The 23,803-nt window shown below is 38.6% G+C and carries 21 protein-coding genes; 19 read left to right on the forward strand and 2 right to left on the reverse strand.

Annotated elements, in window-relative coordinates; translation table 11 throughout:
• The first annotated feature begins 13 nt into the window (after nucleotides 1–13).
• The 11 genes from BPR_RS19505 (at nucleotide 14) to BPR_RS02510 (ending at nucleotide 10,458) form a co-directional block, all read left to right on the forward strand.
• Nucleotides 14–2,125: a flagellin N-terminal helical domain-containing protein gene (locus BPR_RS19505; RefSeq protein ID WP_013279883.1), complete on the forward strand. Its 2,112-nt coding sequence runs from the start codon at nucleotides 14–16 to the stop codon at nucleotides 2,123–2,125.
• Nucleotides 2,126–2,272: 147 nt separating this feature from the next.
• Nucleotides 2,273–2,731 carry a flagellar assembly protein FliW gene (fliW, locus tag BPR_RS02465; RefSeq protein ID WP_013279884.1) on the forward strand — a complete coding sequence of 153 codons (459 nt, stop codon included), beginning with the start codon at nucleotides 2,273–2,275 and terminating at the stop codon, nucleotides 2,729–2,731.
• A 70-nt stretch (nucleotides 2,732–2,801) separates the two neighbouring features.
• Nucleotides 2,802–3,020: a carbon storage regulator CsrA gene (csrA, locus tag BPR_RS02470; protein WP_013279885.1), complete on the forward strand. Its 219-nt coding sequence runs from the start codon at nucleotides 2,802–2,804 to the stop codon at nucleotides 3,018–3,020.
• A gap of 82 nt (nucleotides 3,021–3,102) precedes the next feature.
• Complete coding sequence (locus BPR_RS02475) at nucleotides 3,103–4,314, forward strand: glycosyltransferase family protein (RefSeq protein ID WP_013279886.1); 1,212 nt, start codon at nucleotides 3,103–3,105, stop codon at nucleotides 4,312–4,314.
• Nucleotides 4,315–4,405: 91 nt separating this feature from the next.
• A complete protein-coding gene (locus tag BPR_RS02480) occupies nucleotides 4,406–4,705 on the forward strand; it encodes a hypothetical protein (RefSeq protein ID WP_013279887.1) in 300 nt (99 codons plus the stop codon).
• A 247-nt stretch (nucleotides 4,706–4,952) separates the two neighbouring features.
• Nucleotides 4,953–5,432 (forward strand): flagellar protein FlaG, encoded by a 480-nt coding sequence (locus BPR_RS02485; RefSeq protein WP_013279888.1) that lies wholly within the window; start codon nucleotides 4,953–4,955, stop codon nucleotides 5,430–5,432.
• A 108-nt stretch (nucleotides 5,433–5,540) separates the two neighbouring features.
• Nucleotides 5,541–7,085, forward strand: a complete 1,545-nt coding sequence (gene fliD / locus BPR_RS19510; protein WP_013279889.1) for a flagellar filament capping protein FliD — start codon at nucleotides 5,541–5,543, stop codon at nucleotides 7,083–7,085.
• A gap of 60 nt (nucleotides 7,086–7,145) precedes the next feature.
• Complete coding sequence (gene fliS, locus BPR_RS02495; protein ID WP_013279890.1) at nucleotides 7,146–7,583, forward strand: flagellar export chaperone FliS; 438 nt, start codon at nucleotides 7,146–7,148, stop codon at nucleotides 7,581–7,583.
• A 69-nt stretch (nucleotides 7,584–7,652) separates the two neighbouring features.
• On the forward strand, nucleotides 7,653–8,132 hold the full coding sequence (locus tag BPR_RS02500; protein WP_013279891.1) for a hypothetical protein: 480 nt from the start codon (nucleotides 7,653–7,655) through the stop codon (nucleotides 8,130–8,132).
• Nucleotides 8,133–8,506: 374 nt separating this feature from the next.
• Nucleotides 8,507–9,373 carry a flagellin N-terminal helical domain-containing protein gene (locus BPR_RS02505; protein ID WP_013279892.1) on the forward strand — a complete coding sequence of 289 codons (867 nt, stop codon included), beginning with the start codon at nucleotides 8,507–8,509 and terminating at the stop codon, nucleotides 9,371–9,373.
• A 260-nt stretch (nucleotides 9,374–9,633) separates the two neighbouring features.
• On the forward strand, nucleotides 9,634–10,458 hold the full coding sequence (locus BPR_RS02510) for a flagellin N-terminal helical domain-containing protein (RefSeq protein WP_042256403.1): 825 nt from the start codon (nucleotides 9,634–9,636) through the stop codon (nucleotides 10,456–10,458).
• 196 nt (nucleotides 10,459–10,654) lie between these two features.
• Here the strand turns inward: BPR_RS02510 and BPR_RS02515 are convergent, their stop codons facing one another.
• On the reverse strand, nucleotides 10,655–11,833 hold the full coding sequence (locus tag BPR_RS02515) for a glycosyltransferase family protein (RefSeq protein ID WP_013279894.1): 1,179 nt from the start codon (nucleotides 11,831–11,833) through the stop codon (nucleotides 10,655–10,657).
• A gap of 76 nt (nucleotides 11,834–11,909) precedes the next feature.
• On the opposite strand from BPR_RS02515, the gene BPR_RS02520 reads away from it, so the two are divergent.
• The 4 genes from BPR_RS02520 to BPR_RS19515 are packed head-to-tail and all read left to right on the forward strand — an operon-like array spanning nucleotide 11,910 to nucleotide 17,501.
• Nucleotides 11,910–13,079, forward strand: coding sequence for a CgeB family protein (locus BPR_RS02520; RefSeq protein ID WP_042256404.1), 1,170 nt, complete (start codon nucleotides 11,910–11,912; stop codon nucleotides 13,077–13,079).
• Nucleotides 13,076–14,257, forward strand: a complete 1,182-nt coding sequence (locus tag BPR_RS02525; RefSeq protein WP_013279896.1) for a CgeB family protein — start codon at nucleotides 13,076–13,078, stop codon at nucleotides 14,255–14,257. The genes BPR_RS02520 and BPR_RS02525 overlap by 4 nt, the downstream gene beginning before the upstream one ends.
• Before the next feature lie 35 nt (nucleotides 14,258–14,292).
• Nucleotides 14,293–16,524 carry a glycosyltransferase family 2 protein gene (locus BPR_RS02530; protein ID WP_013279897.1) on the forward strand — a complete coding sequence of 744 codons (2,232 nt, stop codon included), beginning with the start codon at nucleotides 14,293–14,295 and terminating at the stop codon, nucleotides 16,522–16,524.
• Complete coding sequence (locus BPR_RS19515; RefSeq protein WP_013279898.1) at nucleotides 16,521–17,501, forward strand: glycosyltransferase family protein; 981 nt, start codon at nucleotides 16,521–16,523, stop codon at nucleotides 17,499–17,501. The genes BPR_RS02530 and BPR_RS19515 overlap by 4 nt, the downstream gene beginning before the upstream one ends.
• A gap of 10 nt (nucleotides 17,502–17,511) precedes the next feature.
• Here BPR_RS19515 and BPR_RS02540 read toward each other — a convergent pair whose 3' ends face one another.
• Nucleotides 17,512–18,969 (reverse strand): glycosyltransferase family 2 protein, encoded by a 1,458-nt coding sequence (locus BPR_RS02540; RefSeq protein ID WP_042256406.1) that lies wholly within the window; start codon nucleotides 18,967–18,969, stop codon nucleotides 17,512–17,514.
• 91 nt (nucleotides 18,970–19,060) lie between these two features.
• On the opposite strand from BPR_RS02540, the gene BPR_RS19520 reads away from it, so the two are divergent.
• From BPR_RS19520 to BPR_RS19525, 4 genes are read left to right on the forward strand one after another with little or no spacing between them, the layout of a single operon-like run.
• Complete coding sequence (locus BPR_RS19520; protein ID WP_013279900.1) at nucleotides 19,061–20,149, forward strand: DUF268 domain-containing protein; 1,089 nt, start codon at nucleotides 19,061–19,063, stop codon at nucleotides 20,147–20,149.
• Entirely contained in the window at nucleotides 20,146–20,949 is an 804-nt protein-coding gene (locus BPR_RS02550; RefSeq protein ID WP_013279901.1) for an alpha-1,2-fucosyltransferase, read from the forward strand. Before BPR_RS19520 ends, BPR_RS02550 begins: the two co-directional genes overlap by 4 nt.
• 9 nt (nucleotides 20,950–20,958) lie before the next feature.
• The gene (locus BPR_RS02555; protein WP_013279902.1) at nucleotides 20,959–22,743 is read left to right on the forward strand and encodes a glycosyltransferase; all 1,785 of its coding nucleotides are present in this window, start codon (nucleotides 20,959–20,961) and stop codon (nucleotides 22,741–22,743) included.
• 10 nt (nucleotides 22,744–22,753) lie between these two features.
• Nucleotides 22,754–23,776 (forward strand): glycosyltransferase family 2 protein, encoded by a 1,023-nt coding sequence (locus tag BPR_RS19525; RefSeq protein WP_052301783.1) that lies wholly within the window; start codon nucleotides 22,754–22,756, stop codon nucleotides 23,774–23,776.
• The last annotated feature ends 27 nt before the right edge of the window (nucleotides 23,777–23,803 follow it).

Raw genomic sequence — 23,803 nt, forward strand, 5'->3', positions numbered from 1 at the left:
CGGAGGTTCTTTTATGCGCATTACCAACAAGATCATGCAGAACAATTCACTGTATAACATCAATAATAACAAGATCACTGAGGATCAGCTCAACACCATGATGTCCACGGGAAAAAAGCTGACAAGACCTTCTGATGATCCTGTCATTGCCATAAGAGCTCTGAGACTTCGTAGTAATGTGACTCAGCTCTCTCAGTACTATGAGAAAAATGCCAAGGATGCTGAGAGCTGGCTGAATGTTACAGCGGATGCTCTTTCTACTATCACAGCAGTTCTGACAGACAGTGTCAAGCAGGCTACCAAGGGCTCCAGAATGGACCTGACACTTGATGACCTTGACACAATAATCACACAGATGGATGCTCTGGCAAAAGAGTATTATTCTACAGGAAATGTTGATTACGCAGGAAGATATGTCTTTACCGGCTACAGAACAGATACAGCCCTCACCTTTGATAAGACCACAACTGCAGATTATACAGATATCAATGATGAGTTTAATGCTTCTATAATCAGCGATTCTAAGAGAATTCTTGGAAAATACAAGCTGGATTCAGCAACAGTTCTTGATAAGACAGAGGCCGATGCAGTCCTTGAGAACAGCATTGTAGAGAGAACTGTAGGAAGAATCCGCTTATCTTATGATAACCTCAATTACATTGAACCCAATAATGCTAATGGCATAACCAACGAGGCAATGCTCAAGTACAGAGAAAACCTTGTTCAGCCTGCAACCAGCAGCGTCAGCAGCACAACTGATGTTATAAATGTCACATTTAAAACAGTTGACGGAGTAACCAGAACAGCAACTATTCCTATCAATGATGACGGTCAGTACAAGATCACCAATGAAGAGGATGGCGTGTCCTACACAGCAACAACAGAGCTTGATGGCTCATATATGGTAACTGTAAGGGATATATCAGGAAATATCATGGGCAAGATCCCTGTCAGCAAAGATGGTGTTATGGGAGATCTTGATCCTACACTTAGCATTCAGTCAGGAGATACCAGCATAGAGACCAAGCAGGTTTCAACTCTTACATATACAGATGATTCCAACAAAACTGTCAGCATGAGACTTCCTCTTTTACCGGCAATTGGTCAGACCTATGAGATCGAGCTTGATAAAGAAGGCTTTGTTGCAACAGTTAACAGTGATGGAACCTACACTGTCAGGAACACCAGAAATACTCAGAATACTGATGGCTCTTACAGCAATGAAGTTATAAATGTTACAGCAAACGGAAGTGTGAATTCTTCCTATAAAGAGACGACAATTGCTATAACAAGCGAAGATGACAACATTATTTACGCAACCAGCAAAGAAGCTGACATCGACGCGGCCTATGAGAAACTCCATAACGGAGAAGTAATGGCGGTTTTAAATGCAGCCACCGGCGAAATTCTCTTAAATGATAAGTTAAAAGACAAGCTTTCAACTCTTCCGGATCTTATAAATGCCAAGTCAATTGACGTCGTGTATGACAAGAAGGAATGGGTTTCAGGCGACATTCGCCCTGAGAATCTCTTTAACTGCACCTATACCGATGCCAATGGTAAGAACATCCTCTACAACAGAGGAAGCGCCGGACACGATATAGCCTATGATGTAGGTTTTGCTCAGTCAGTTGTAGTAAATACTACAGCAAGCGAAGTCTTCACAACAAGTGTTAAAAGAGATGTCCAGGACCTCTCCAAGATGCTGAGCGAACTTAAGCAGATCGACGGAACAATCAAAACTCTCAAGGAAAAGCTTGGTGTTGCCACAAGTGATGAACAGAAATCTGTTATTAACGCAGAAATAGATTCTGCAAGAAAAGCCTACAATTATCTCAGAAATGAGATGCAGAAGGAATTTGAGCACAAGATAACATCAAACCAGAAATCACTTGATGTTGCTAATATAGCTGTCACAAACAACGGAACCAGATCAAAGAGACTAGACCTTATTAACCAGAGACTCATGAACCAGACAACTACCTTCAAAACCCTCCAGTCTGAGAATGAGGACATTGATCTTGCAGAGACTGCAACCCAGCTCACAACAGCTCAGGTTACCTATGAGGCGAGCCTTATGGCAACCGGTAAGATTAGTCAGAGTTCTCTTATAAACTTCATATGATATAGATTTGAAAAGGCATGCATAAGATTTGTTTTCACATTCTTATGCATGACCTTGTAATGTTATAAAGTTTTAATAGATATATGTCGAAATAACGTATATAATTAATTTGTAATGGGTATCATTATCGATGATGGAGGTTTAGCAATGAAGTTAACAACTAGAATCTTTGGCGAAGTTGAAATTGATGATAGCAAGATTATTTCTTTTCCTAACGGCATAATCGGATTTCCGGACCTCAAGAAATTCACCCTTATGTTTGATGAGGAAAAGGGAACAGATACGATCAAGTGGCTGCAGTCAATCGACGAGCCAAGTTTTGCGATGCCTGTAATGGACCCACTTATTGTGTGCCCTGACTACAAGCCTGAAGTTGATGTCAGCATCACACAGGAAATCGGTGATCTGCAGAATGATGACCTCCTGGTTCTTGTAACTGTGACTGTTCCTCATGATCTCAAGCAGATGACAGTCAACCTCATGGGACCTTTCATTATCAATGTTAAAGAGAAAAAGGCTGCGCAGACAATTATTGATAATGATGACTACCCTGTAAAATTCCCAATCTATGAAATTTTGCAGAAGAATAAAGAGGCTAATTCATAATATAGTTATACCATTTTGTGTTTATTTGTATTATGATTAATAGTAGTTTAACCATGGAGGGAGAGGACATATGTTAGCATTATCTAGAAAAAAGAACGAGGCAATTGTAATTAACAACAACATCGAGATAACCGTTCTGGATATTAGGGGGGATCAGATTAAACTTGGAATCGCTGCACCTAAGGAGATTCCAATCTACAGGAAAGAAGTTTATATTCAGATTCAAAATGAAAATAAGCAGGCAACAGTGGATGTTTCCGGAATCGAAGAACTCAAGAAGCTGTTGTGATATATTTAATCTTGATACTTGGTGCAGGTGCTGTTTTGGCACCTGCATTTTTCGTAATAGCATGCATAGGAGTTGAAGATATATGCATATTCTGTATTATGACTGGGATGAATTTAATGGTGAAGACTGCAGAGATGCTATGACACGGCTCGGGCATCAGGTCGATATGATCAAGGTCACTATGAATGGCTATGACCTTACTCCTGAAATTGAGAGAGCTTTTGCAGAAAAACTTGGGATAGGAGAAGGACAGGTAGCTTTAGATGGAAGTGCAAGTAATTGCAGATACGACATGATTTTTTCCTTTGACTTTTTCCCTAATATTTCTGAAATCTGCCAAAAGTATGGAATTCCATACGTTTCATGGGTATTTGACTGTCCTCATTACACCCTTGATTCACATGTGACCAGTAATCCAATGAACCGCATATATCTTTTTGATAAGATTCTCTATGATCAGATGATGTCAAAAAGTACTTCGAAAACTTTCAGATATTCACCACTGGCTGTTAACGCTGAGAGATTATCGAAGTTATGCCAGGACATGGATGCTGAGTCTGGTGGCAGGATCGTCTATCAGCACGATGTATGTTTCCTTGGAAGTTTGTATGATAATGAATACAATTTCTACGATCAGGTCAAATATCTGCCCCCATATCTTAAGGGCTATGTAGATGCAGTGATTGCAGCACAGGAGCGAGTTTTTGGAGCAGATTTTTTTACCATGGATTCTATTTTTTCTGATGATCACGTAAGGCAGCTGAGGGAATTTATAAAGTTTGAAGAAACCGGTAAATATGAGATAAATTATGACAATGTTATTCGTGATATTTTGAGGAAAAAAGTAACTGTTAATGAGCGTCATCATATCTTAGAGCAGATGGGAAAGCGCTTTGACACAGTTTTATATACTCACCCCGGGACAAAAGATATTCCGGGAGTCAGCAATTTGGGACGAGCTGATTATACAAATAAGATGCCGATGGTTTTTAGACGCAGCAAGATTAATCTAAACATTACTCTTAGATCGATCTTGTCAGGAGTACCCCTTAGAGTTGTGGATATTATGGCAGCAGGAGGATTTCTCATCACTAATTACCAGGAAGAAATTGCAGAGTACTTTGTTGATGGGCAGGATCTGGTTATTGCCTATACGCCTGAAGATATGCTTGATAAGACTGCATATTATCTTGTCCATGAAGATGAGAGAAAAGAGATTGCTCTAAATGGACAGCGCAAAGTACTGGAAAATTTTGCGTATACGAGGCTATTGCCTGAGATATTAAAATTATAAGAAGTATGGTATCTTAAACTAGTAAGGAGACAGAGTAAAATGATACTAAAGGATATTGTTAATAGGTGGATAGCAAGGTGAGGGATTTACTATGGATAGTGCAAGATGGAATAAGATGAGTATAAGCGAACAAATATTAAATATTGGAGGCGAGGTTCAAAGAGCTGTAGATAGAAAAGAAAGACATGAAATGGATCTTGCAAAGAGCTATTTAAATAAAGCACTTGATTGGATAGACTTAACTAAGAATGATCCTAAGAATAAAAATCGAATCGAAGAAATTAGTATTGTCGAAGATGAATTAAATGATTACTTCAGTGCAAATAAATATAAGAATAACAAAAATAGCATAATGTCATATTGGAATTCCTTTTTCTCGGCAATTTTTTGATATATGAAATGAATTTGTTTTTTAAATCCTAAAATTTTTATAAATTTTAGGATTTTTTGTTTCTTGTACTATAAAGAAAATAAGTCTATATCCGATATATGTGATAAGAAAGACTGTAAGATACCTATGCATAAATTTTGACTATATAGCATAGCATTCGGCCTTTATTACATAGATTTGACAGTAACATAACGTTAGAAACGTATAAATAGGGTTTTTCCTGATTCTGACATGGAGGTATAGGATTATGGGAATCGAAGCAATTAACGGCTTTAGTCCGCTTATTCAGCAGACACAGCCACAGGTTAGAACACAAACACAGGAACAGAGCCAGTCACATTCTGAGATTGCACATGCTGAGGCAACCGGAGCTGGCCAGAATATTGAACTCAAGGTGGAAGCCACTGATAATTCATCAGGCTCTAATGGTGATGCCCAGAATGGTGCTCAGAGTTATACACAGGCCCAGACCAAAATGGCTGAGACAGAAGAGCAGATCCAGGCAGATAATGCCAAGGTTAAACAGGCAATCACCGAGATGACCAAAAATGCCAAGTCAAGTGCTGAGGCAGTCTTTGGAATACATGAAAAGACAAACCGCGTAACTATTAAAATGGTTGATAAAGAGACCAAGAAAGTTATCAAGGAGTTCCCACCGGATGAGACTTTGGATATGATAGCCAAGGTTTGGGAAATTGCGGGAATAATGGTAGACGAGAAACGCTGAGTATTTATATGGGCTGCAAAAGCCAGCATTGTAGCCGGATCACATAATGTGATAAACAGACAGGGACGTCGACTTAACACACTCACGGAATGAGAAAGGAGAAAGCCTATGCCTATCAGAATAACAGGAATGAATTCAGGTCTTGATACTGAGAGCATTATTACTGCTCTTACCAGTACTAAAAAGACTAAACTTGATACTGCCAAGGGTGATCAGAAGAAACTGACCTGGAAGCAGGAAAAATGGAAAGACCTCAATAAAAAGGTTGTTTCTTTTTATAATGGAATGCTGAGCAATATGAGATTTTCTACAGCATATTCCAAGAAGACCACATCAGTATCTAATTCAAATGCTGCTACAGTTATAACTGGTGAAAGTGCTATGGATTCTACTCAGAATCTTAATATCAAGAGTCTTGCCAAGTCAGGATACCTTACAGGTCAGGAAGTTAAGGTTGGAGATGAAAAGGCCGGTAATAGCACTACAATGGAACAGCTAGGCCTATCTTCCGGAGGAACTCTTAGTTTTAAGATTGGTAAAGCTCCTGAGAATGGTGCAGAAGATACAAGAGAGACTCTCTCCGTTGATGTTGCGGCAGGCGATACAATAGAAAGCGTTGTTAGTAAACTTCGCGCTGCTACCACAGAATCCGGTGTTTCTCTCAATGTTAATTATGATGAGAAAAACGGAAGATTCTTCATATCTTCCAAGGAAACCGGAGCAGATGCTTCCTTTGATCTTGTAGAGTCAGATGCCATGACAGCACTTGGGCTTTCCAAGAAAGCTGACGGATCTAACTACATAGCAGGAGCAGATGCAGTAATTGAACTTAACGGAGAAAAATTTACATCCAAATCCAATACATTTGAAATTAACGGCCTTACAATAACTGCCAATGAGGTTGCAGATAATATAACTCTTACAACCAAGCAGGATACAAGCGGCATCTATGATAACATCAAGAAGATGATCAAAGAGTACAACGACCTCATGAAGGAGTTTGCTACTCTTTATAATGCAGATCCTGCCAAGAAATACAAGATGCTCACTGACGATGAAAAAGACGCCATGAGTGATTCTGAGGTTGAGGATTGGGAGAAAAAGATCAAAGATGGTCTTCTTGCCAAGGACGATACAGTTGGAAATGTAAGGACTGCTCTTAGAGATGTAATGAATTCTTCCTTTGAAGTTACACTTAAGGATGGAAGTACTCAGTCACTTTCGCTTGCAAGCTTTGGAATTTCAACAGGAAGTTATTTTACCACAGAGGAAAATGAAAGGGACATGCTTCATATCGATGGTGATTCTGATGATTCGGCAGTAAGTGGCAACACTGACCTTTTGAAAGCAGCAATTTCATCTGATCCTGATAAGGTAATGAATTTCTTTACCGAATTGTCCAAGAGTCTCTATGGTAAACTTTCAGATCTAATGAAGGGTACTGAATACAGTAGTTCTTTCACAATTTATGAAGATAAGCTGATGGCTTCACAGTATAGTGCTTACAACACCAAGATATCAGATGCTCAGAAAGCACTTGAGGCTGCTCAGGATAAATATTACAAACAGTTCTCCAAGATGGAGACAGCACTTGCCAAGGTTAACAGTGCAAGTGGATCATTATCCAGCTTCTTTGGTGGAGGAGGCAGCTGATAGATGTGAGTGCACATGCTAAAAGGCTGTTTAGACAAAATAGGTCACACAGGTGACTGAATGGAAATGACAAAAAAAGAATGCGAGGGAGCGTATATGCCAGTACTTTCATCACAACAAAGAGCTTATGCACAGTACAAAAATAATAAGGTCATGTCTGCGTCAGGCCCTGAACTGACACTGATGCTATATGATGGAGCTATCAAGTTCCTCAATATTGCAGATTTTGCTATTGAGAAGAACGATATATATAAGGCACATGAAAATATAGTAAAGACTGAGAAGATAATCGATTACTTGAGAAATACTCTGGATATGAAGTATGCGGTTGCTCAGGATTTTGAGAACATGTACTCTTATATAGCAAGAAGACTTGTTGAAGCTAATATAGGAAAAGATCGTGAGATCATAGCAGAAGTCAACAAACATATGCATGCGATAAGAGATAACTGGATAGAAGTTATGAAGGCTAATCATGTGTATGTTAAGGATGCGTGACGCATAAACAAAACATGGTGTATAATTAATCTATATAGCGATTGCCATCTGGAAAGTAGGAGGGGGAAAATGCTGACATCCAGTCTTGATATGTTGGAAGAAAGTCTTGTTAAGAAGATTGATATTCTCACCAGGATTGAAGATGAGAATGAGAAACAAAGAGAAGTTCTCTCCAGTATGGATGAAGAGAGAGAAGCAGAATTTGATGCTACTATAGATAAGAAGACAGAACTTATCGACCAGCTTGGACTTCTGGATGACGGTTTCCAATCTCTTTTTGACAGGGTAAAAGAGGAAATTGGAGCAAATAAAGATCAGTACAAAGAGCAGATAAAAAGAATGCAGAAGCTGATCGAGGAAATTACCGGCAAAAGCGCTTCTATAGAAGCTTCCGAACACAGAAATAAACGACTTGCAGAGCAGTACTTCAGTTCCATCAGGCAAAAGATGGCACAGGGTAAACGCTCCTCTGCCGTAGCTTTTAACTATTACCAGACTATGACGAATTTCAAAGATATTCCGCCACAGTTTTTGGATAATAAAAACTAAAGATCATGAATAAAGATAAGAACACTTCACTAAATCCAGGTGAAGTGTTCTTTTTGTCTGAGTATAACCATTCTATATTTTGTGTGAACAATTAAGAATTAAATATCAATTCTTCCAGGCCAGGAAATTCGCTATATCGGCAAGTATGTTCAAAAACTTAATAGCAAAAGTAAAACTTTTTAAAAAAAATTTCAAATTGTAGAAAAAATATAAAAAAAAGTTTCAAAAAAGGTTAAGTTATCAAATTATGTGCCGATACTATTAGTGAAAAGAAAAACAAAGCAGCCATGGAAGGGACTCCGCAAAAGGTCTGCACAATAAAATTAGATGGAAAGGCAGCAGGGAAGCGGGCCCCGGTCATGGAGGAATAGAATATGGTAGTACAACACAACATCACTGCGATGAACTCTAACAGACAGCTCGGCATCACAACTGATGTCCAGGCTAAATCTTCTGAGAAACTCTCTTCTGGTTACAGAATCAATAGAGCAGCTGATGATGCTGCAGGTCTTGCGATTTCCGAAAAGATGAGAAGACAGGTAAGAGGTCTTACACAGGCTTCTGCTAATGCACAGGATGGTATCTCTATAGTTCAGACTGCTGAGGGTGCGCTCAACGAAGTACATGATATGTTACAGCGTATGAATGAGCTTGCTGTTAAGGCTGCCAATGATACACTTACAACACAGGATCGTTCCTATATCCAGCAGGAAATTACACAGCTTTCTGATGAGATCACAAGAACAGCTGCTTCTACAGAATTCAATAACCAGCATCTTCTGGATGGAACATTTACTAATAAGAACCTTCAGGTTGGTTCGGAAACTAACGAACAGAACCAGATCAATATCTGCATCAAGAGACTTAGTGCAACAAGTATCGGTGTTGGTGCAGTAATTAAGGAGACCAATTCAGGTATTACTGGCACTGGTAATGACCAGATGGACGTTATGTCCCACTCAAATGCTAAGTTAGCTATTGAGAATATTAAGCAGGCTCTTATCTCTATTTCAAAGCAGAGATCAGACCTCGGTGCTATCCAGAACAGACTTGAGCATACAATCAAGAACCTGGATAACGTAGTAGAGAATACACAGGCAGCTGAATCACAGATTCGTGATACAGATATGGCTGAGGAGATGGTTAGATATTCTAACAACAACATCCTCGCTCAGGCAGGTCAGTCAATGCTTGCTCAGGCAAATCAGACAAATCAGGGTGTACTTTCACTCCTTCAGTAAAAATAAAAGACTAAAGAAAAACAGGGTGGCTTCCGATAAACAAATCGGAAGTCATCTTTTTGATTAATGGTTCTGGAAACTCAAAACACAAAATTTATATTTTATTTATAAAATTGAGTGTTAAGTTTTTAGAATTATAGTCGATAATAAAGGTGTAAATAAACAAGAGAGATGTTTTATGCCAGCAATAAAACGGATCTCAAATAACAAAGCAAACGAGTGGCATGGAAGCCACCGTATTTATCAAGGAGGATAAAATTATGGTAGTACAACACAACATTACAGCGATGAATTCAAACAGACAGCTTGGTATCACAACTGGTATTCAGGCAAAGTCAAGTGAGAAACTGTCATCTGGTTACAAGATCAACAGAGCAGCAGATGATGCAGCAGGTCTTGCTATATCAGAAAAGATGAGACGTCAGGTTAGAGGTCTTACACAGGCTTCTGCTAACGCTCAGGATGGTATCTCAGCAGTACAGACAGCTGAAGGTGCTCTTAACGAAGTTCATGATATGCTTCAGAGAATGAACGAACTTGCAACAAAGGCTGCAAACGATACTCTGACAACTACAGACCGTACATACATCCAGTCTGAGATGAATGCTCTTTCAACAGAGATCACAAGAACAGCTGAAGCAACAGAGTTCAACAACCAGAAGCTTCTCGATGGTTCTTTCACAAACAAGAATCTTCAGGTTGGTTCTGAGACAGAAGCTAAGAACCAGATTGAAATCTGCATTAAGAGTATGTCAGCTACATCAATCGGTGTTGCAACATCAGACATTAAGGTTACATCACATGCTGATGCAAAGAATACTATCACAGCCGTAAAGGCAGCTCTTGAGTCAATTTCAACTCAGAGATCTGATCTTGGTGCTATCCAGAACAGACTTGAGCATACTATCAAGAATCTTGATAACGTTGTTGAGAATACTCAGAGTGCTGAATCTGCTATCCGTGATACAGATATGGCTACCGAGATGGTTAAGTATTCTAACAATAACATCCTTGCACAGGCAGGTCAGTCTATGCTGGCACAGGCTAATCAGTCTAACCAGGGTGTTCTTTCACTTCTCGGCTAATATATCTGCAATATATGTTTAAAACATCTGTTTGAAACATTGCAACTACCTTAAAGGGCTCCGGTTATACCGGGGCCCTTTTTCTGATATAATGATATTAACGAAAAATAGCAGATATCGGAGGGAATTAAAATTATTACAGGGGCAGGTGGAACCGAATGAACAAGGAACAGTCACACTGGAGGACAAATATTCATCACTGAGATGTAACAATCCTTAGTATTTCGATGACTCTGTTAAGAACTGATCCGCTTTCATTAACTTTCGCCCAGCCATTTTGAGCAATGCTTTCTCTTTCTGTATTATTTTCAAGATAATAGCTAATTTTATCAATCAGTTCTTCATAGCTCTTGTATGTTACAAGGTCATTCCCATCTGAGAAAAACTGATCTATTTCAGGCTGATAATTTGTGATAAGAAAACCTCTGCAGCCAAGAACATCCCATATTCTTTGTGACAGGCCACTTGTGATTGAACGGGTGGTAATGTTCAAATTGATCTTACTTTGTCTGAAGACAAATGGCATTTCTTTTAGACTATCCACACCACCATGAACATGGATATTCCTTGAAAGATCACCTGTTTCACTTTGTGTAAAAAAGTGAAGTTCTGCATTATCTATAGACTTTCCAATGAGGTTTAATAGTTTGACTCTTTCTAAATACGTGATATGAGGCCCCAAATAGTCATTTAATGCAACATAGTCTGAGATATCATAAACACTCATGTCGGAGGGATAGAAGCTGTCACTAAGATTCTTTAGTTCAGAAATAAGCTTATTATCTACATTCTTTTTCAGTTCACTCATGCCATATACGTCACTAGCAAGTTGGTTTTCGAAAACCTGGTCAAGTTTGGATGATACAGCTGCAGAAAAAAGAGTAGTATCAGGCATAGGATCTTTTTCGTTATAAAGAGATCCTACAAAAGATATGTCGTATCTATAGCCGTTGGTATCGCCTAAGGTGTCATTTAATCTGACTGTTGCAGCTCCAAGTGGCAGATGATAGATACACTGAGGATTTTCAGTATGTATCGCATCGTATTGAGCTTTGTCAAAAAGAAAAATGCGATTATAACTACTTCGTATTGATGTATTAAATATCTCAAATACAGGGCAGTCTACTGTAACGGCAATATAGATGACGTGCAGTCTTTCACATAGAATAGCAATAAATGGAAGATAATTTATAGAAAAGACAAAAAGAGGCTTGTTGTCGTAAATCATATTTCCAAGTCTGTTTATTTTCTGGCTGATATCAAGAGAACTGTTCATTCCGTCTGTGTCTTCTATGACATCTACACCCAGAGCTTTATAAGCATCTATAAAATCTGGTTCACATATGCTTTTGTAACGGTAGAAGATTATGTTCATAAAATGCCCTCTTTAATGATATTATACCAAAAACATAACGTTATATGGTGTATAATTATTTTGAGGAAGAATGCATATGAAAATAGGAATACTATATTTGAACGAAATAAAATATGACGAGCTAGTGTGGGTAATAGTAAAAAAAGGGATTGATGGAGAAGTAATCGATACGGAAATCTCAATAAATAGCACTAGTAATCAGGATACAGAAAAGGTAGTTGGGCTATTAAAAGAAAATGGAATAGATATTGCTATATCCATGGACTTTTGTCCGGCAATTTCAGATGCATGCGAAAAACTGGGAATAAAATATGTCGCATGGGTATATGATGCGCCTCAGCAGGCATTATACAACAAGCAGATCACTAACAGTTGTAATCATATCTTTTCATTTGATAGAGATCAGACAGGTGAGGCGTTAGAGCTTGGTGCACTGGATGCTAGGCACTTACCGCTTGGTACTAATGTTTATAGGAATACTTCTCTGGTTGTTGATAAAGAAGATGAGAAGAGATTTGCCTGCGATGTTTCCTTTATTGGAAATATGTATGTAGATGATTTTTATGACAAGGTTTATGCACAGGTTTCCAACAATATCCAAAAAGAACTCGATGATATTATGGCTGATGCCATGGGAGTTTGGGATGGTAAAAGTAGAATATATGGAAGATTAAGTCCTGAGGCTACAAGCGAACTGATTGAAGCATCTGGTTATAGATTTTATGAGAGCAATCCCTTTGCCATGCCAGTGGATAGGTACCTTGGAACAAGAATCCTTGCTATAAGACTTACAGAACTTGAACGCAAAGAGATAGCCAGAAGATTATCTAAATATGACTTCAGGCTCTATACCAATACAGAGAATTTTGCGCTTGAAGGAGTGGATGTAAGGCCGGCTCTTAGCTACGATGAATCACTTCCTAAGGCTTATCATCTTAGTAAGATCAATTTGAATATTACTCTTCATTCCATTACATCCGGAATTCCCCTTAGAGTATTTGACATTATGGGAGTTGGTGGTTTTATGCTTAGTAACTACCAACCGGAGATTGAGGAGTTGTTCAAAATAGGAAGGGATATAGAAGTATACCGAAACATTGATGAACTCGAAGATAAGGTTAGATACTACCTTTCTCACGAAGAGGCAAGAAGCAGGATTGCTATTAATGGTTATCACACGGTTTCCGAGAAATACAGTTATGATGCAGGATTTGAAAAGATCATGAGGCATATAGGATTAGGATGAAAATATTTTTTCTGGACTGGAAGAGCCTCGGAAATGAGGATATAGTCAGTGCTGCGCAGTATCTTAATCAAAATGGGTATTCGATAGAAATAAGTTTATATCCATTTGATAATCACATCGAGGATGATGACAAAGAAGCTGCAGATAAGCTCACACAGGAGATTAAGAAGGAATCTCCTGACTTTGTCATGTCTTTTAACTATTTCCCACTAGTATCAAAAGCTTGTAAGGAAGTCGGCGTTAAGTACGCTGCCTGGGTTTACGATAATCCGGCAGTAAGGCTTTTCTCGTACACTCTTGTAAATGACTGCAATTATGTGTTTGTGTTTGACTCGCAGATGTATGAGACTTTTGCAAGCCAGGGAATAAAGACAGTACATTATCTTCCAATGGCAGCAGCTGTGAGGCGCTATGATGCACTTCCTGCTGATCCGGAAAAAGAAAAGAAGCTGTCAGGAAAGATTTCTTTTGTTGGTCATTTATATAGTGAGAACCACAATTACTATGACAGATTGATGGAAAAGGCATCGGATTATCTCAAAGGATACCTTGAGGGAATCATCAGATTCCAAATGGAAATCCAAGGGGTAAACTTGGTAGACAGGTTTTTCCCACCACAGGCAATGCAGGAAATGGTAGATATTCTGGGAATCAAGCCTTCATACGACAGTGTGGCTACCTATGAATATTTATATTCGAATTATGTTATCAACAGAAAGATAACATCATTGGAACGAAGTGAGATTCTGACTGAGATAGGAAAAAAATACCCTGTAGAGCTTTATACTTCTAACACCAGCTTTAAGCCACAGGGCGTCACCAATCACGGTGAAGTAGATTATTACCTGAGCATGCCCTATGTGTTCAAGAACTCTGATATCAACCTGAATATTACCCTTAGAAGTATCCAAAGGGGAATACCTCTTAGAATCATGGACATAATGGGCTGCGGAGGATTTGTTCTTACAAATTATCAGGAAGATATGCTTGATTTCTTTGTTCCCGGCGAGGACTTTGTTTACTATGAGAGCAGACAGGACTTGATGGATAAGATTGATTACTACCTGGCTCATGAGGATGAGAGGCTTAGGATTGCAGAAAATGGTCATAGGAAGGTCGCTGCAGATCATACCTATGAACAGAGACTTGCAGAAATCATAAATGTAGTCATGGGATGATCTGATATTAGATTGAACGGAGGTGCAGCACTTTAATGGATAATGAGCATAAATTCGACATGCTTGTTGTGATAACTCCAAAGGATTTCAGCAGGCTCATTGATCTATATCCAAGACTGATAGACAGCTTTCCATATGGAAAGGTGATGTTTGTCAGCGCGCCTGAGACCAGCGAGATAATTGCTAATAGTTCACTGAAGGACAAGGCGTGGGCCGTGGATGAGAATAGTCTTATCTCATTTGATGATGTTCACGAGTGCATCAGAAAGAAGATGGAGAATATCCTTGCAGGCAGAGACCTTCCAAGAGGTATTACGGGCTGGTATTATCAGCAGTTTCTCAAGATGCAGTATGCATACCTGTGTAAGGATGAATACTACATGGTCTGGGATGGAGATACTATTCCCTGTAAGCAGATATCCATGTTTCAGGAAGAATCAGGTAAACCCTATCTTGATATGAAGCATGAATACCATGCTGAATACTTTGAGACAATGGGAGTGATTCTGCCAGGCTTTGGCAAGGTTATCGAGAGATCTTTTATCTCAGAGCACATGCTGTTTCGCGTAGATATCATGCGAAAGCTTATAGAAGATATAGAGAAAAACAATAACATACCTGGAACTAAATTCTGGGAAAAGATAATAAATGCTATTCCTGAGGACAAGATTCAGAGTTCAGCTTTTAGTGAATTTGAAACCTACGGAACCTATACAGCACTAAAATTTATGGATGTCTACAAGCTTCGTGAGTGGCATTCCTTCAGACAGGGCGGTAATTTTTTTGACTACAAAACTATTTCGGATAGAGATTTTAAGTGGCTTTCTCAGGATTTTGAAGCAATATCCTTTGAAAAGGGACATGAAGTCAGAGAAGATAATGCCAATCTTTTTGATAATCCATATTATCAGGAAAAGCTTACCCCCAAGCAGATGCTACAGGCGGCACAGATGGAGTATAAGGACGGATATAAGGAAGTCTGGGCAGATGACATGGATGCTGCCAAGGCAAATACAACAAGTGGTAGTTTCTTATCTGGCGATGTAGTACCTGAGAGCCCGCTTAAGTATCTTGATAGGGATACCTATAAGATATATGAGGCACTTGGAGATGAGCTTACTGATAGGAATGTGAATCAGGCTTATCTGTGCTACGAAAATGCAGAGTTTTTATGTCAGGATGAGAATGGACGCAGTGATATTAGCAGTAAAAAGCAAGAGCTTGTAGAGTCAGGGGCTGTTAATGTGAACAAAACTGCGTTTGTTGTGCTGTCCTACAACAATCTGTATTTCACACAGAGATGTATCGAGAGTATTTACACCAATTGCAATCCGGATAGTTACCTTCTTGTTATTTTTGATAATGGCTCTACAGATGGAAGTCAGGAGTGGCTTGCCAAGTGGGGCGATGATCACGATGAAGCTTTGATAATCCTTAATGAAGAGAATCTGGGTTTTTCATCTGGGAATAATGCTGCATGTCAGTATGTTCCAGAAGGATACGATATCTTTTACCTCAATAATGATACCAGAATGCCAGCTAATGCACTGTTTTGGATGAGGATGGGACTATACTCATCGGATGATGTTGGCGGCGTTGGCGGCTTACAAAGTTATGCTGATGCTGATCAGCTTTTGGATGTTAAGTTTGATCTGCCAGAACAGTATGTGGAGTTTGGAGCATCACACAATGTTCCTATGGATATTTATCTTGAGGAACAGAGTAAGCTATGCGGTTTTGCCATGATGATAAGACGTAAGGTTTACGAGGCGACAGGAGGCTTTGATGAGCAGTTTAATCCGGGATTTCTGGAGGATGACGATCTGAGTCTACGAGTAAGAGAGCTGGGCTACAAGCTTCTGGTATGTCATAATGCCTATATTTATCATGCTGGAAGCCAGAGCTTTATCAAGCGAAATGACACCAATGAACTGTTCTTAAAGCACAGAGAGATATTACTTAGGAAGTGGAGCTTTGATTCCTCTAAGTATGCTGTAATGAGCGAAAATGAGCTGGCATACATAAGTAATATTGCGAAAAAAGGGTATGATACAAACAGCTCTTTTAAGTTTCTGCATATAGGTTGCGGTTGCGGAAATATGCTGGGACGAATTCATTTGCTTTATCCCAATGCCAGGCTCTATGGAGTAGAGCCTAATGATGATGTAAGAAAGTTTACTATATCCTGCGTTGATGTTTATAAAGATATAAATGAGTTGCCACTTGATTTATCAGAGTTTGATTTTGTAGCAAGGGATCTGGGATGAATGACAGGAAGATAACTTTTATAATCTGCGTGAATAATGAAAAATATATGGATGAGTGCAGATACTATATAAGTCAGCTTGAAATGCCAGAAGGCTTTGAAAGGGATATCATTGAAGTTCGGGAAGCAAAGAGCATGACTTCAGGCTATCAGACTGCCATGGAATCCTCTGATGCCAAATACAAAATATATATGCATCAAGATGTATTTCTTATCAACAGGAAAATGCTTCATGAAATGCTGGATATCTTTTCTGATGAATCTATAGGACTGATAGGAACTTTTGGAGGAAGCTTGTATCCTGATGGAGATGTGCATCTATATTGGGATAAGGGATCAACGCTCAATGCCAATTATTCTTTTGTAGAGCAGTATAAATTCGGCCAGATGCCTATATACGAAGAGGTGGATGCTGTGGATGGAATGTTCATGGCAACACAGTACGACATTGATTGGGACCTGCGTTTTACAGGGTTTCATATGTATGATGTAACTCAGTCTATCAGGTTCAGACAGTCAGGCTACAAGGTTTGTGTTTCAATGAATGACGATAGTTGGACGTTGCATGATTCGGGGTATTGTGACCTTTCAGTATATGATGATTACAGGGAAAAACTATTTGAATACTATCCGGAATGCTTTTATGAGAAAAAGAATATAGAAAGAGACCCTTCACAGTTTGATGACGATGAAGTGTCTCTAAACAAGCTCTTTGATGAAATTATTGTTTCTGAAAAAGAAAACTATGGACATTCCAAATATGAGAACATGACAATAGAGTCTTTCTGGGAAGAATACTGTAATGTTAAATTCCCGGTAAGACGCATGGAGTTTGGCTTTCCTAAAGAGGGCTGGATATGCCTTAAGAACTGGATTCTGGAAAAAAAGATTACTCCTACATTTCTCTTTTTTGTAGCTGCCCATGCATGTCTAGATCCTCAAAAAGTCGCTGACCAGATAGATGAGTTGTTTGCATAGTTAAATTGTTTTAGAGATCATGGATTATATCTATGATCTCTTCGTAGTAGTAGGCTTCATCGAAGGTATGCCCGCCCTTTGGATCATTATCGAGAGAATATCTTGAACTATCAGGAATTGAAGGGATAAATATGCTTTCGGCAATAGATGCAGATATATTTTTATACATAATTCCAAGTAGTTCATTTAGTATATTGATGTCATCGGTGTTTTCGAACTCTTTCATTTCTTCAGCTTCAAGGTGCTTATGGGCAAGATATTTTTCTACTACAAATATATGGGCATCTGGGCATAGACTGTGTATGATGCCAGAAAAAATGCTTACTCCAAGGAACCACTGCTTAAGGTATTCCTCTATATCACCGTTGTATTTAACGATATAGTCTGTTTCTTCTAAAAGATCCAGAAGGATAATGTTTGGTTTATAAGCTTTCAGGATTTCTTCCAATTGTAATCTTATGTTTTCGCTTGTCACTCCCCTAAAAGTCATTTGAGAAATGAATTTTCCATCTATTGATGAAGTTTTTGTCATAATACTGCTTAGTTTTCCAGTTCCTACACTTCCCCATCCAAAAGCTCTTATTTCAAATACAGATATTTTGTGGTCAAACAGTTTTTTGAATTCTTCTGTAAACCGAGCTTCCCAGAGCGGTACTTCTTTTTTCATGGAGTTGGGGAATTTTTGGAAGAAATACTCTGCATGGTGTTCTAACTGGCTTAAGGTGGTATTTTTGCTTGTAGAATAACACCCAAGGCGTTTATGTTCATTTACGATAAAGCTTGCAATAAACATAAAATTATCGAAGCGCATCTGTATATCAGGTAGAGTGTGCATGACAGAGTGAGGATTAGCTCTATATATGTACAAAGGTTTGTACACATAGCTTACTTTAGATGCTGCAGCAAAAAGCAGTGAATATACAGCCAGATCCTCCATGAGATTCGATTCAGGGAATCTCAATTCATTACTGGTCCAGAAACTTCTTCTGACCAGGTATTTCCATACTGATGAAGATCCAAAGCGTTCATAAAAGCTGTGAGGAAAATCTGACAGAAGTTCAGGAACAGTGTATGGACTCAGGGAAGATAAGTCTTCAGAAGCATTGTAGTATTCACACTCAACTATATCCGAATCATTTTCTATGGCAGAGCTTATCATTTCTTCGACAAACTCAGGAAGCATCTTATCGTCGGCATCACAAAAGGCGATGTATTCCCCGTGTGCTGCGGAAATTCCTTTATTTCTTGCATAGCCTGTACAATTCTTATCCTGAGGAGTAATAAGAATACGGCTATCATTTTGGGCCCACTTTTTGCATATAGAAATGCTGTTATCATTTGAAGCTCCAGGCAGCAGAATTATTTCCAGGTTATCGTAGGTCTGACCTGTGACAGACTCAAGGCATTCGTCCAGATATTTTTCGGCATTATATATTGGAATAATGATAGAGACGAGCTTTTTGTTCATAGGGATTCCTTTGCCATTGGCACGGTGATGATAAAAGATAATCGGTATTATGATATAATAATAACATAATACTGAATCATGGAGAGTATAAATGAAGGAAGTTACTTTCTGGGCACACATTTTTGAAGAATCCGCTTATAAGAAGATAGATACTTTAAGGGAACTTATGCGGATATTTTATAACAAAGATGACTTTGAGGTGATTATTATCAAATCAATAGATGATAGCTATGGGAAGATTGCGGCTTTTGAGCAGGAATATCCTGAAAATGTCATGTTGGTTGAATGTGATGCTACAGCTGCGAATCCTCAGGAAATCATGCTTGGCTATGCCGGTGGAGCTTGTTTTCTGGAAATTGATGATAAATTCAGGATTGATGAGAATCCCTTTGATAAGCTCCTTTATGATGCAGCTATCTGTGATGAAGATAATTTCAAATATATAAGAAATAAATACACTTATATTCTCCTTGGTAGTGGCGATGGTGCTTTTCCTTATATGAGAGAATATGAGAAACAGTGTCTTGCAGATTATAGGGATAATGCTGGACATATTGATATGCATTATTTCTATCAGGATATTTATGTGGCTTCTAAAGTACAAAAACTGGGGATAAGGCACATTTATGATATTGGATCACGAGTTGATGGCTATATTTCCCATCTTCTAAGTATGGGGATTTTTGTGACAATGATAGATGTAAGGCCACTTGATTACGAGGTTAAGGGCCTTGATTTTATACAGGGAAACGCAACAGAGCTTTCGACTATTAAGGATTATTCTCTTGAATATATGTCATGCCTTCACGCGCTAGAGCACTTTGGACTTGGAAGATATGGAGATCCTATGGATTATTTTGGGTGGAAGCATGCCCTTACGCAATATAAAAGAGTGCTTAAGAATAAAGGACTTCTTTTTCTTAGTGTTCCTGTCGGTAAAACGCAGCGAGTTTGCTTTAATGCTCACAGGATATTCAGGCCTATGACTATAGTAAATGAATTGTGCCCTGAAATGAGGCTTTTGGAATATGCAAATATCCGTGGTGGAAAGGTTTCAACTATTGATTTTAGCAATAACAAGCAGTTTGAGAAGACCAAAGAGATACTTGATGAATATGCAGAAAATAAGATGGGTGAGTATGACTGCGGAATTTTTGTATTTGAGAGGACCAGTCTATGAACTATGTTGAAGTAAAGGGAGGCCTTGGTAATCAGCTGTTTCAGTACACTTTTTATAAGTATCTGGAAAAAAAGTCAGGACATAAGGTACTTCTTCACACTGATTTTTTTAAGAATATAGATTCCTTTGAAGAAGCCACAAAAAGAAAACTTGGACTTGATCGTTTTGACTGTGATTTTGTTGCTGTGTCTGGTTTTATTAGCTGTGAAAAGTTGGTAAAAGAAAGCGATTATAAAGACAGCATGTTAAGTCAGGACGAAGTCTTTTATAGTGGCTATTGGCAAAATAAAAGATTCTTTTTAGAAGTTATGGATGATATCCGTAAGGATCTTCTTCTTAAGGATGAGAATATTCAGGATGAAGTAAAAGAGCTAGCCAAAGAGCTCAGGGCTGTAGATTCTGTAGCTATTCATTTCAGACGTGGTGATTATCTGAGTGAGCAGAACAAAAAGATATTTACTTCTCTATCAGTAGATTATTACCAAAAAGCCATAGCACAGTTAGCAGAAAGAAATGGCGCTGACCTCAAAGGCTATATTTTTACTGATGAACCTGAATATGTATCAGGAATCATAGATCAACTTGGTAGTATCGATATTAAGCTGATGCCGGTAAGAGAAGATTACGAGGATTTATATCTTATGTCGTGTGCCAGACACCATATCATTGCTAATTCGAGTTTTAGCTGGTGGGGAGCGGCCCTTGGAGATACCGAAAGTGGAATAACCATAGCTCCTGCTAAGTGGTATGTGGATGGTCGTACTCCTGATCTGTATTTGAGAAACTGGATCTCAATCTGAGGAAAACCTATGAAAATAAGCATCATCATCCCCTTTGATAATCCGAAAAAAGATATAGAGAAAACTATAAGGTTCATAGATGCACAGAATATAGTAGCTGGGCAGTATGAGCTTATTATTGTCAGCTCATTGGAGGATGAAAAAGCTAAGTCCAGATTAATGGAAATAGAAGAAAAAGCGCCTGATATTGTGGCGATTGTAAATGTTCCCGAGGATATCTCCAGAGCGCAGCTTCTAAATACAGGAATGGAATATAGTAGCGGCGATTACATTATGTTTGTAAGGGCTGGGGATGCAATAAATGTCCATTTACTGCAAAACGCATGTAAACTCATAGATGATGTTCAGCCTGAACTTATTTCCTACGAAATGACTTTTGCCCATGATAAATTCGATATGTTTGAGGATGATCCAATTTCTTATGAGGATTTTAGGCATCTGACATTTAGCGATGTATCAGAGAAAAAGGCATTTCTGATGGGCGGAAATGTGAATGATAGCTTTTTATGTCACATTTATTCTAAAGCTCTCATAGAAGATGTTGGAGTAAAGTTTGAGGATGAAGCGAAAGATGAGGATATGGTCTTTGCGTATCCACTTTTTCTTTTGGCTGAGAGCATAAGCTTTACCAAAGACCACGGATACTGCGCTTATGTAGATGATGATAAAGAAAATCTCATTAATAGGATCACTGGGAGAATGGCTGCCCAGACAAGGCTTTTGGAACTACTCCTTGGAACAGGTGAACTATATGACACCTACAAGGATGTTATAGATGCACATTTTGTGAAGGAATACTTTATTAAGAATCTTAAGCTTGCAAGAGGTTCTTGTTTAGAGCTGGAACTTCCACTTCCTACATTTGAAGTAATGCAGTATGTGACGTTAAATCTTGTGCCTAAGTGGATTGAGAATGATTACCTTTTTGGTCTTGATAGAGATGACAGGAAGCTTATGCTTCTTGTTAATGAAAAATTTGAGTCGGCGAAAACGCTAAATGACAGACTTAAGGAGAATGCATTTATCAGCGTTATCACAGCTACTTACAACAGATGTGATCGCATAAAAGAGTCTATAGAATGTATTCTCAGGCAAAGCTATCAGTATTTTGAATATATTATTGTTGACGATGGCTCTGAAGATGAAACAGAGCGTGTTGTTAAGTCTTTTGATGATCCGAGAATAAAGTTTATCAAAAACAGTGAGAATAGAGGCCTATGTTATTCCAGAAATGTGGGAATAAGGGAGACAAGCGGAAGATATGTGGTCTGCCAGGATGATGATGATTATTGCAGACTTGATAAGCTAGAGAAAACATTAAATGTATTTATGAGTCTTTCTGATGACTACGGAATGGTTTACTGCGAATCAATCAACCATGCAAGGAGACTGGCTGGTAATACAGAAGCTCCGGCTATCATTATTCCTGCAAGAGAAATGTCCGATGTCAGAAAGTCGGGCTACATTTTCCCCGCGCTTCTATCCAGAAATTTCATTACATCAACAGCAGCTCTTATGAGGAAAGACTATATGGAAGAGGTTGGGCTATACGATGAGGAGCTCTTTGCCTATGAGGATTGGGACATATACCTTAGAATAAGCAGGAAATATGAAGTGGCCTTTGTAAGGGAACCATTATATGACTACTACCAGAGGAGTGGAACTCTTATATCCAATAAAGATTCAGAGCATAGAAGTAAAGTCCTTAAGTCTTTATATGAAATAGATCAGAAGTTTGTGGAAGATAGGAAGAAGTATAGTATTGAGACCTCCTTTAAGGTAGGTGAAGGATAGGAGAGAGTTAATGAAAAAGGTCAGTGTAATAGTAGGTGCATATAATGCTCATGACACCCTGGCCAGGTGTCTTACCAGTCTTGTTCATCAGACCTTGGAAGATATAGAAATAATCGTGGTAAACGATGCTTCTAAGGATGATACCTGGGAAATAATGCAAAGGTGCAAAGCGCAGTTTCCAGATAAGGTTGTGATACTGAACAATGAACAGAACATGGGGTGCGGAGGCGCAAAGAATTCTGGTTTGGAAGTAGCTTCAGGGGAATACATAGGCTTTTGTGATAGTGATGATTACTGCGCTTTAAACATGTTTGAACTACTATATAACAAGGCCAAAGAGAAAGATGCAGATATTGTGGACTGTGGCTTTTATGTTGAGGCCGCTAACGCATCTACAATTTCTACGCCAGATGAAGCGGAAGGTATTCTGGATGACGATAAAAGAAAAAAACTTATCATCAAGGGCGGATATCTTTGGAGTAAGCTTTTTAAAAGAGAATTGTTTTATGATCCACAAATTAAAATGCGCAATGATGTAAGAGTGCTTTCAGACAATGATGTTCTCAAATACATGTATCTACATGCAAAAGATATATGGACGGTTAAGGAGGTTTTGTATCATTACAGTGATGCGCCTGGTTCTGATACTAAAATCATAGATGTTGATAAGTACTATGAGAGTATCTATGGGGTCATGGAGGGAACATACAATCTTTGTCATAATCTTCCTACCTATGAAGCGGCCAAAGAAGTAATCGAATCTGCGCAACTTGTTTGGTACTCCTATGGAATAAATCGATGCATTTATGATCAGATTGCAAGGCTTGGCGCAGATGAATCTAAGGTGGGAAGATATTTTGAGGGGCTTAATGAAGATGTGGAAGATAAGTTAAAAAAACTTGCTCTTCTCAAAAAGAGAGTTATCACCACAGATTATAAGGATAATAAATTTCTCTTAGAACGCATTTCACCGATTGATATCAGAATCATGCAGGAGTGTGACAGGAGGTATGGTGAAAAATGTCAGGGCTGATGATAACTAAAGAAATGACTGATAATT

Source organism: Butyrivibrio proteoclasticus B316, assembly GCF_000145035.1.
Lineage (GTDB): Bacteria > Bacillota > Clostridia > Lachnospirales > Lachnospiraceae > Butyrivibrio > Butyrivibrio proteoclasticus.

Bases quoted from the DNA above. Each gene is read 5' to 3' on its own strand.
- BPR_RS19525 (WP_052301783.1), top strand. From the start codon at position 22,754: ATGAAAAAGGTCAGTGTAATAGTAGGTGCATATAATGCTCATGACACC.
- fliS (WP_013279890.1), top strand. From the start codon at position 7,146: ATGGAAATGACAAAAAAAGAATGCGAGGGAGCGTATATGCCAGTACTT.
- BPR_RS02515 (WP_013279894.1), bottom strand. From the start codon at position 11,833: ATGAACATAATCTTCTACCGTTACAAAAGCATATGTGAACCAGATTTT.
- BPR_RS02540 (WP_042256406.1), bottom strand. From the start codon at position 18,969: ATGAACAAAAAGCTCGTCTCTATCATTATTCCAATATATAATGCCGAA.
- BPR_RS02480 (WP_013279887.1), top strand. From the start codon at position 4,406: ATGGATAGTGCAAGATGGAATAAGATGAGTATAAGCGAACAAATATTA.
- BPR_RS02485 (WP_013279888.1), top strand. From the start codon at position 4,953: ATGGGAATCGAAGCAATTAACGGCTTTAGTCCGCTTATTCAGCAGACA.
- BPR_RS02510 (WP_042256403.1), top strand. From the start codon at position 9,634: ATGGTAGTACAACACAACATTACAGCGATGAATTCAAACAGACAGCTT.
- BPR_RS02505 (WP_013279892.1), top strand. From the start codon at position 8,507: ATGGTAGTACAACACAACATCACTGCGATGAACTCTAACAGACAGCTC.
- BPR_RS02520 (WP_042256404.1), top strand. From the start codon at position 11,910: ATGAAAATAGGAATACTATATTTGAACGAAATAAAATATGACGAGCTA.
- BPR_RS02500 (WP_013279891.1), top strand. From the start codon at position 7,653: ATGCTGACATCCAGTCTTGATATGTTGGAAGAAAGTCTTGTTAAGAAG.
- BPR_RS02475 (WP_013279886.1), top strand. From the start codon at position 3,103: ATGCATATTCTGTATTATGACTGGGATGAATTTAATGGTGAAGACTGC.
- BPR_RS19520 (WP_013279900.1), top strand. From the start codon at position 19,061: ATGAAGGAAGTTACTTTCTGGGCACACATTTTTGAAGAATCCGCTTAT.
- fliD (WP_013279889.1), top strand. From the start codon at position 5,541: ATGCCTATCAGAATAACAGGAATGAATTCAGGTCTTGATACTGAGAGC.
- BPR_RS02550 (WP_013279901.1), top strand. From the start codon at position 20,146: ATGAACTATGTTGAAGTAAAGGGAGGCCTTGGTAATCAGCTGTTTCAG.
- csrA (WP_013279885.1), top strand. From the start codon at position 2,802: ATGTTAGCATTATCTAGAAAAAAGAACGAGGCAATTGTAATTAACAAC.
- BPR_RS19515 (WP_013279898.1), top strand. From the start codon at position 16,521: ATGAATGACAGGAAGATAACTTTTATAATCTGCGTGAATAATGAAAAA.
- BPR_RS19505 (WP_013279883.1), top strand. From the start codon at position 14: ATGCGCATTACCAACAAGATCATGCAGAACAATTCACTGTATAACATC.
- BPR_RS02555 (WP_013279902.1), top strand. From the start codon at position 20,959: ATGAAAATAAGCATCATCATCCCCTTTGATAATCCGAAAAAAGATATA.
- BPR_RS02530 (WP_013279897.1), top strand. From the start codon at position 14,293: ATGGATAATGAGCATAAATTCGACATGCTTGTTGTGATAACTCCAAAG.
- fliW (WP_013279884.1), top strand. From the start codon at position 2,273: ATGAAGTTAACAACTAGAATCTTTGGCGAAGTTGAAATTGATGATAGC.
- BPR_RS02525 (WP_013279896.1), top strand. From the start codon at position 13,076: ATGAAAATATTTTTTCTGGACTGGAAGAGCCTCGGAAATGAGGATATA.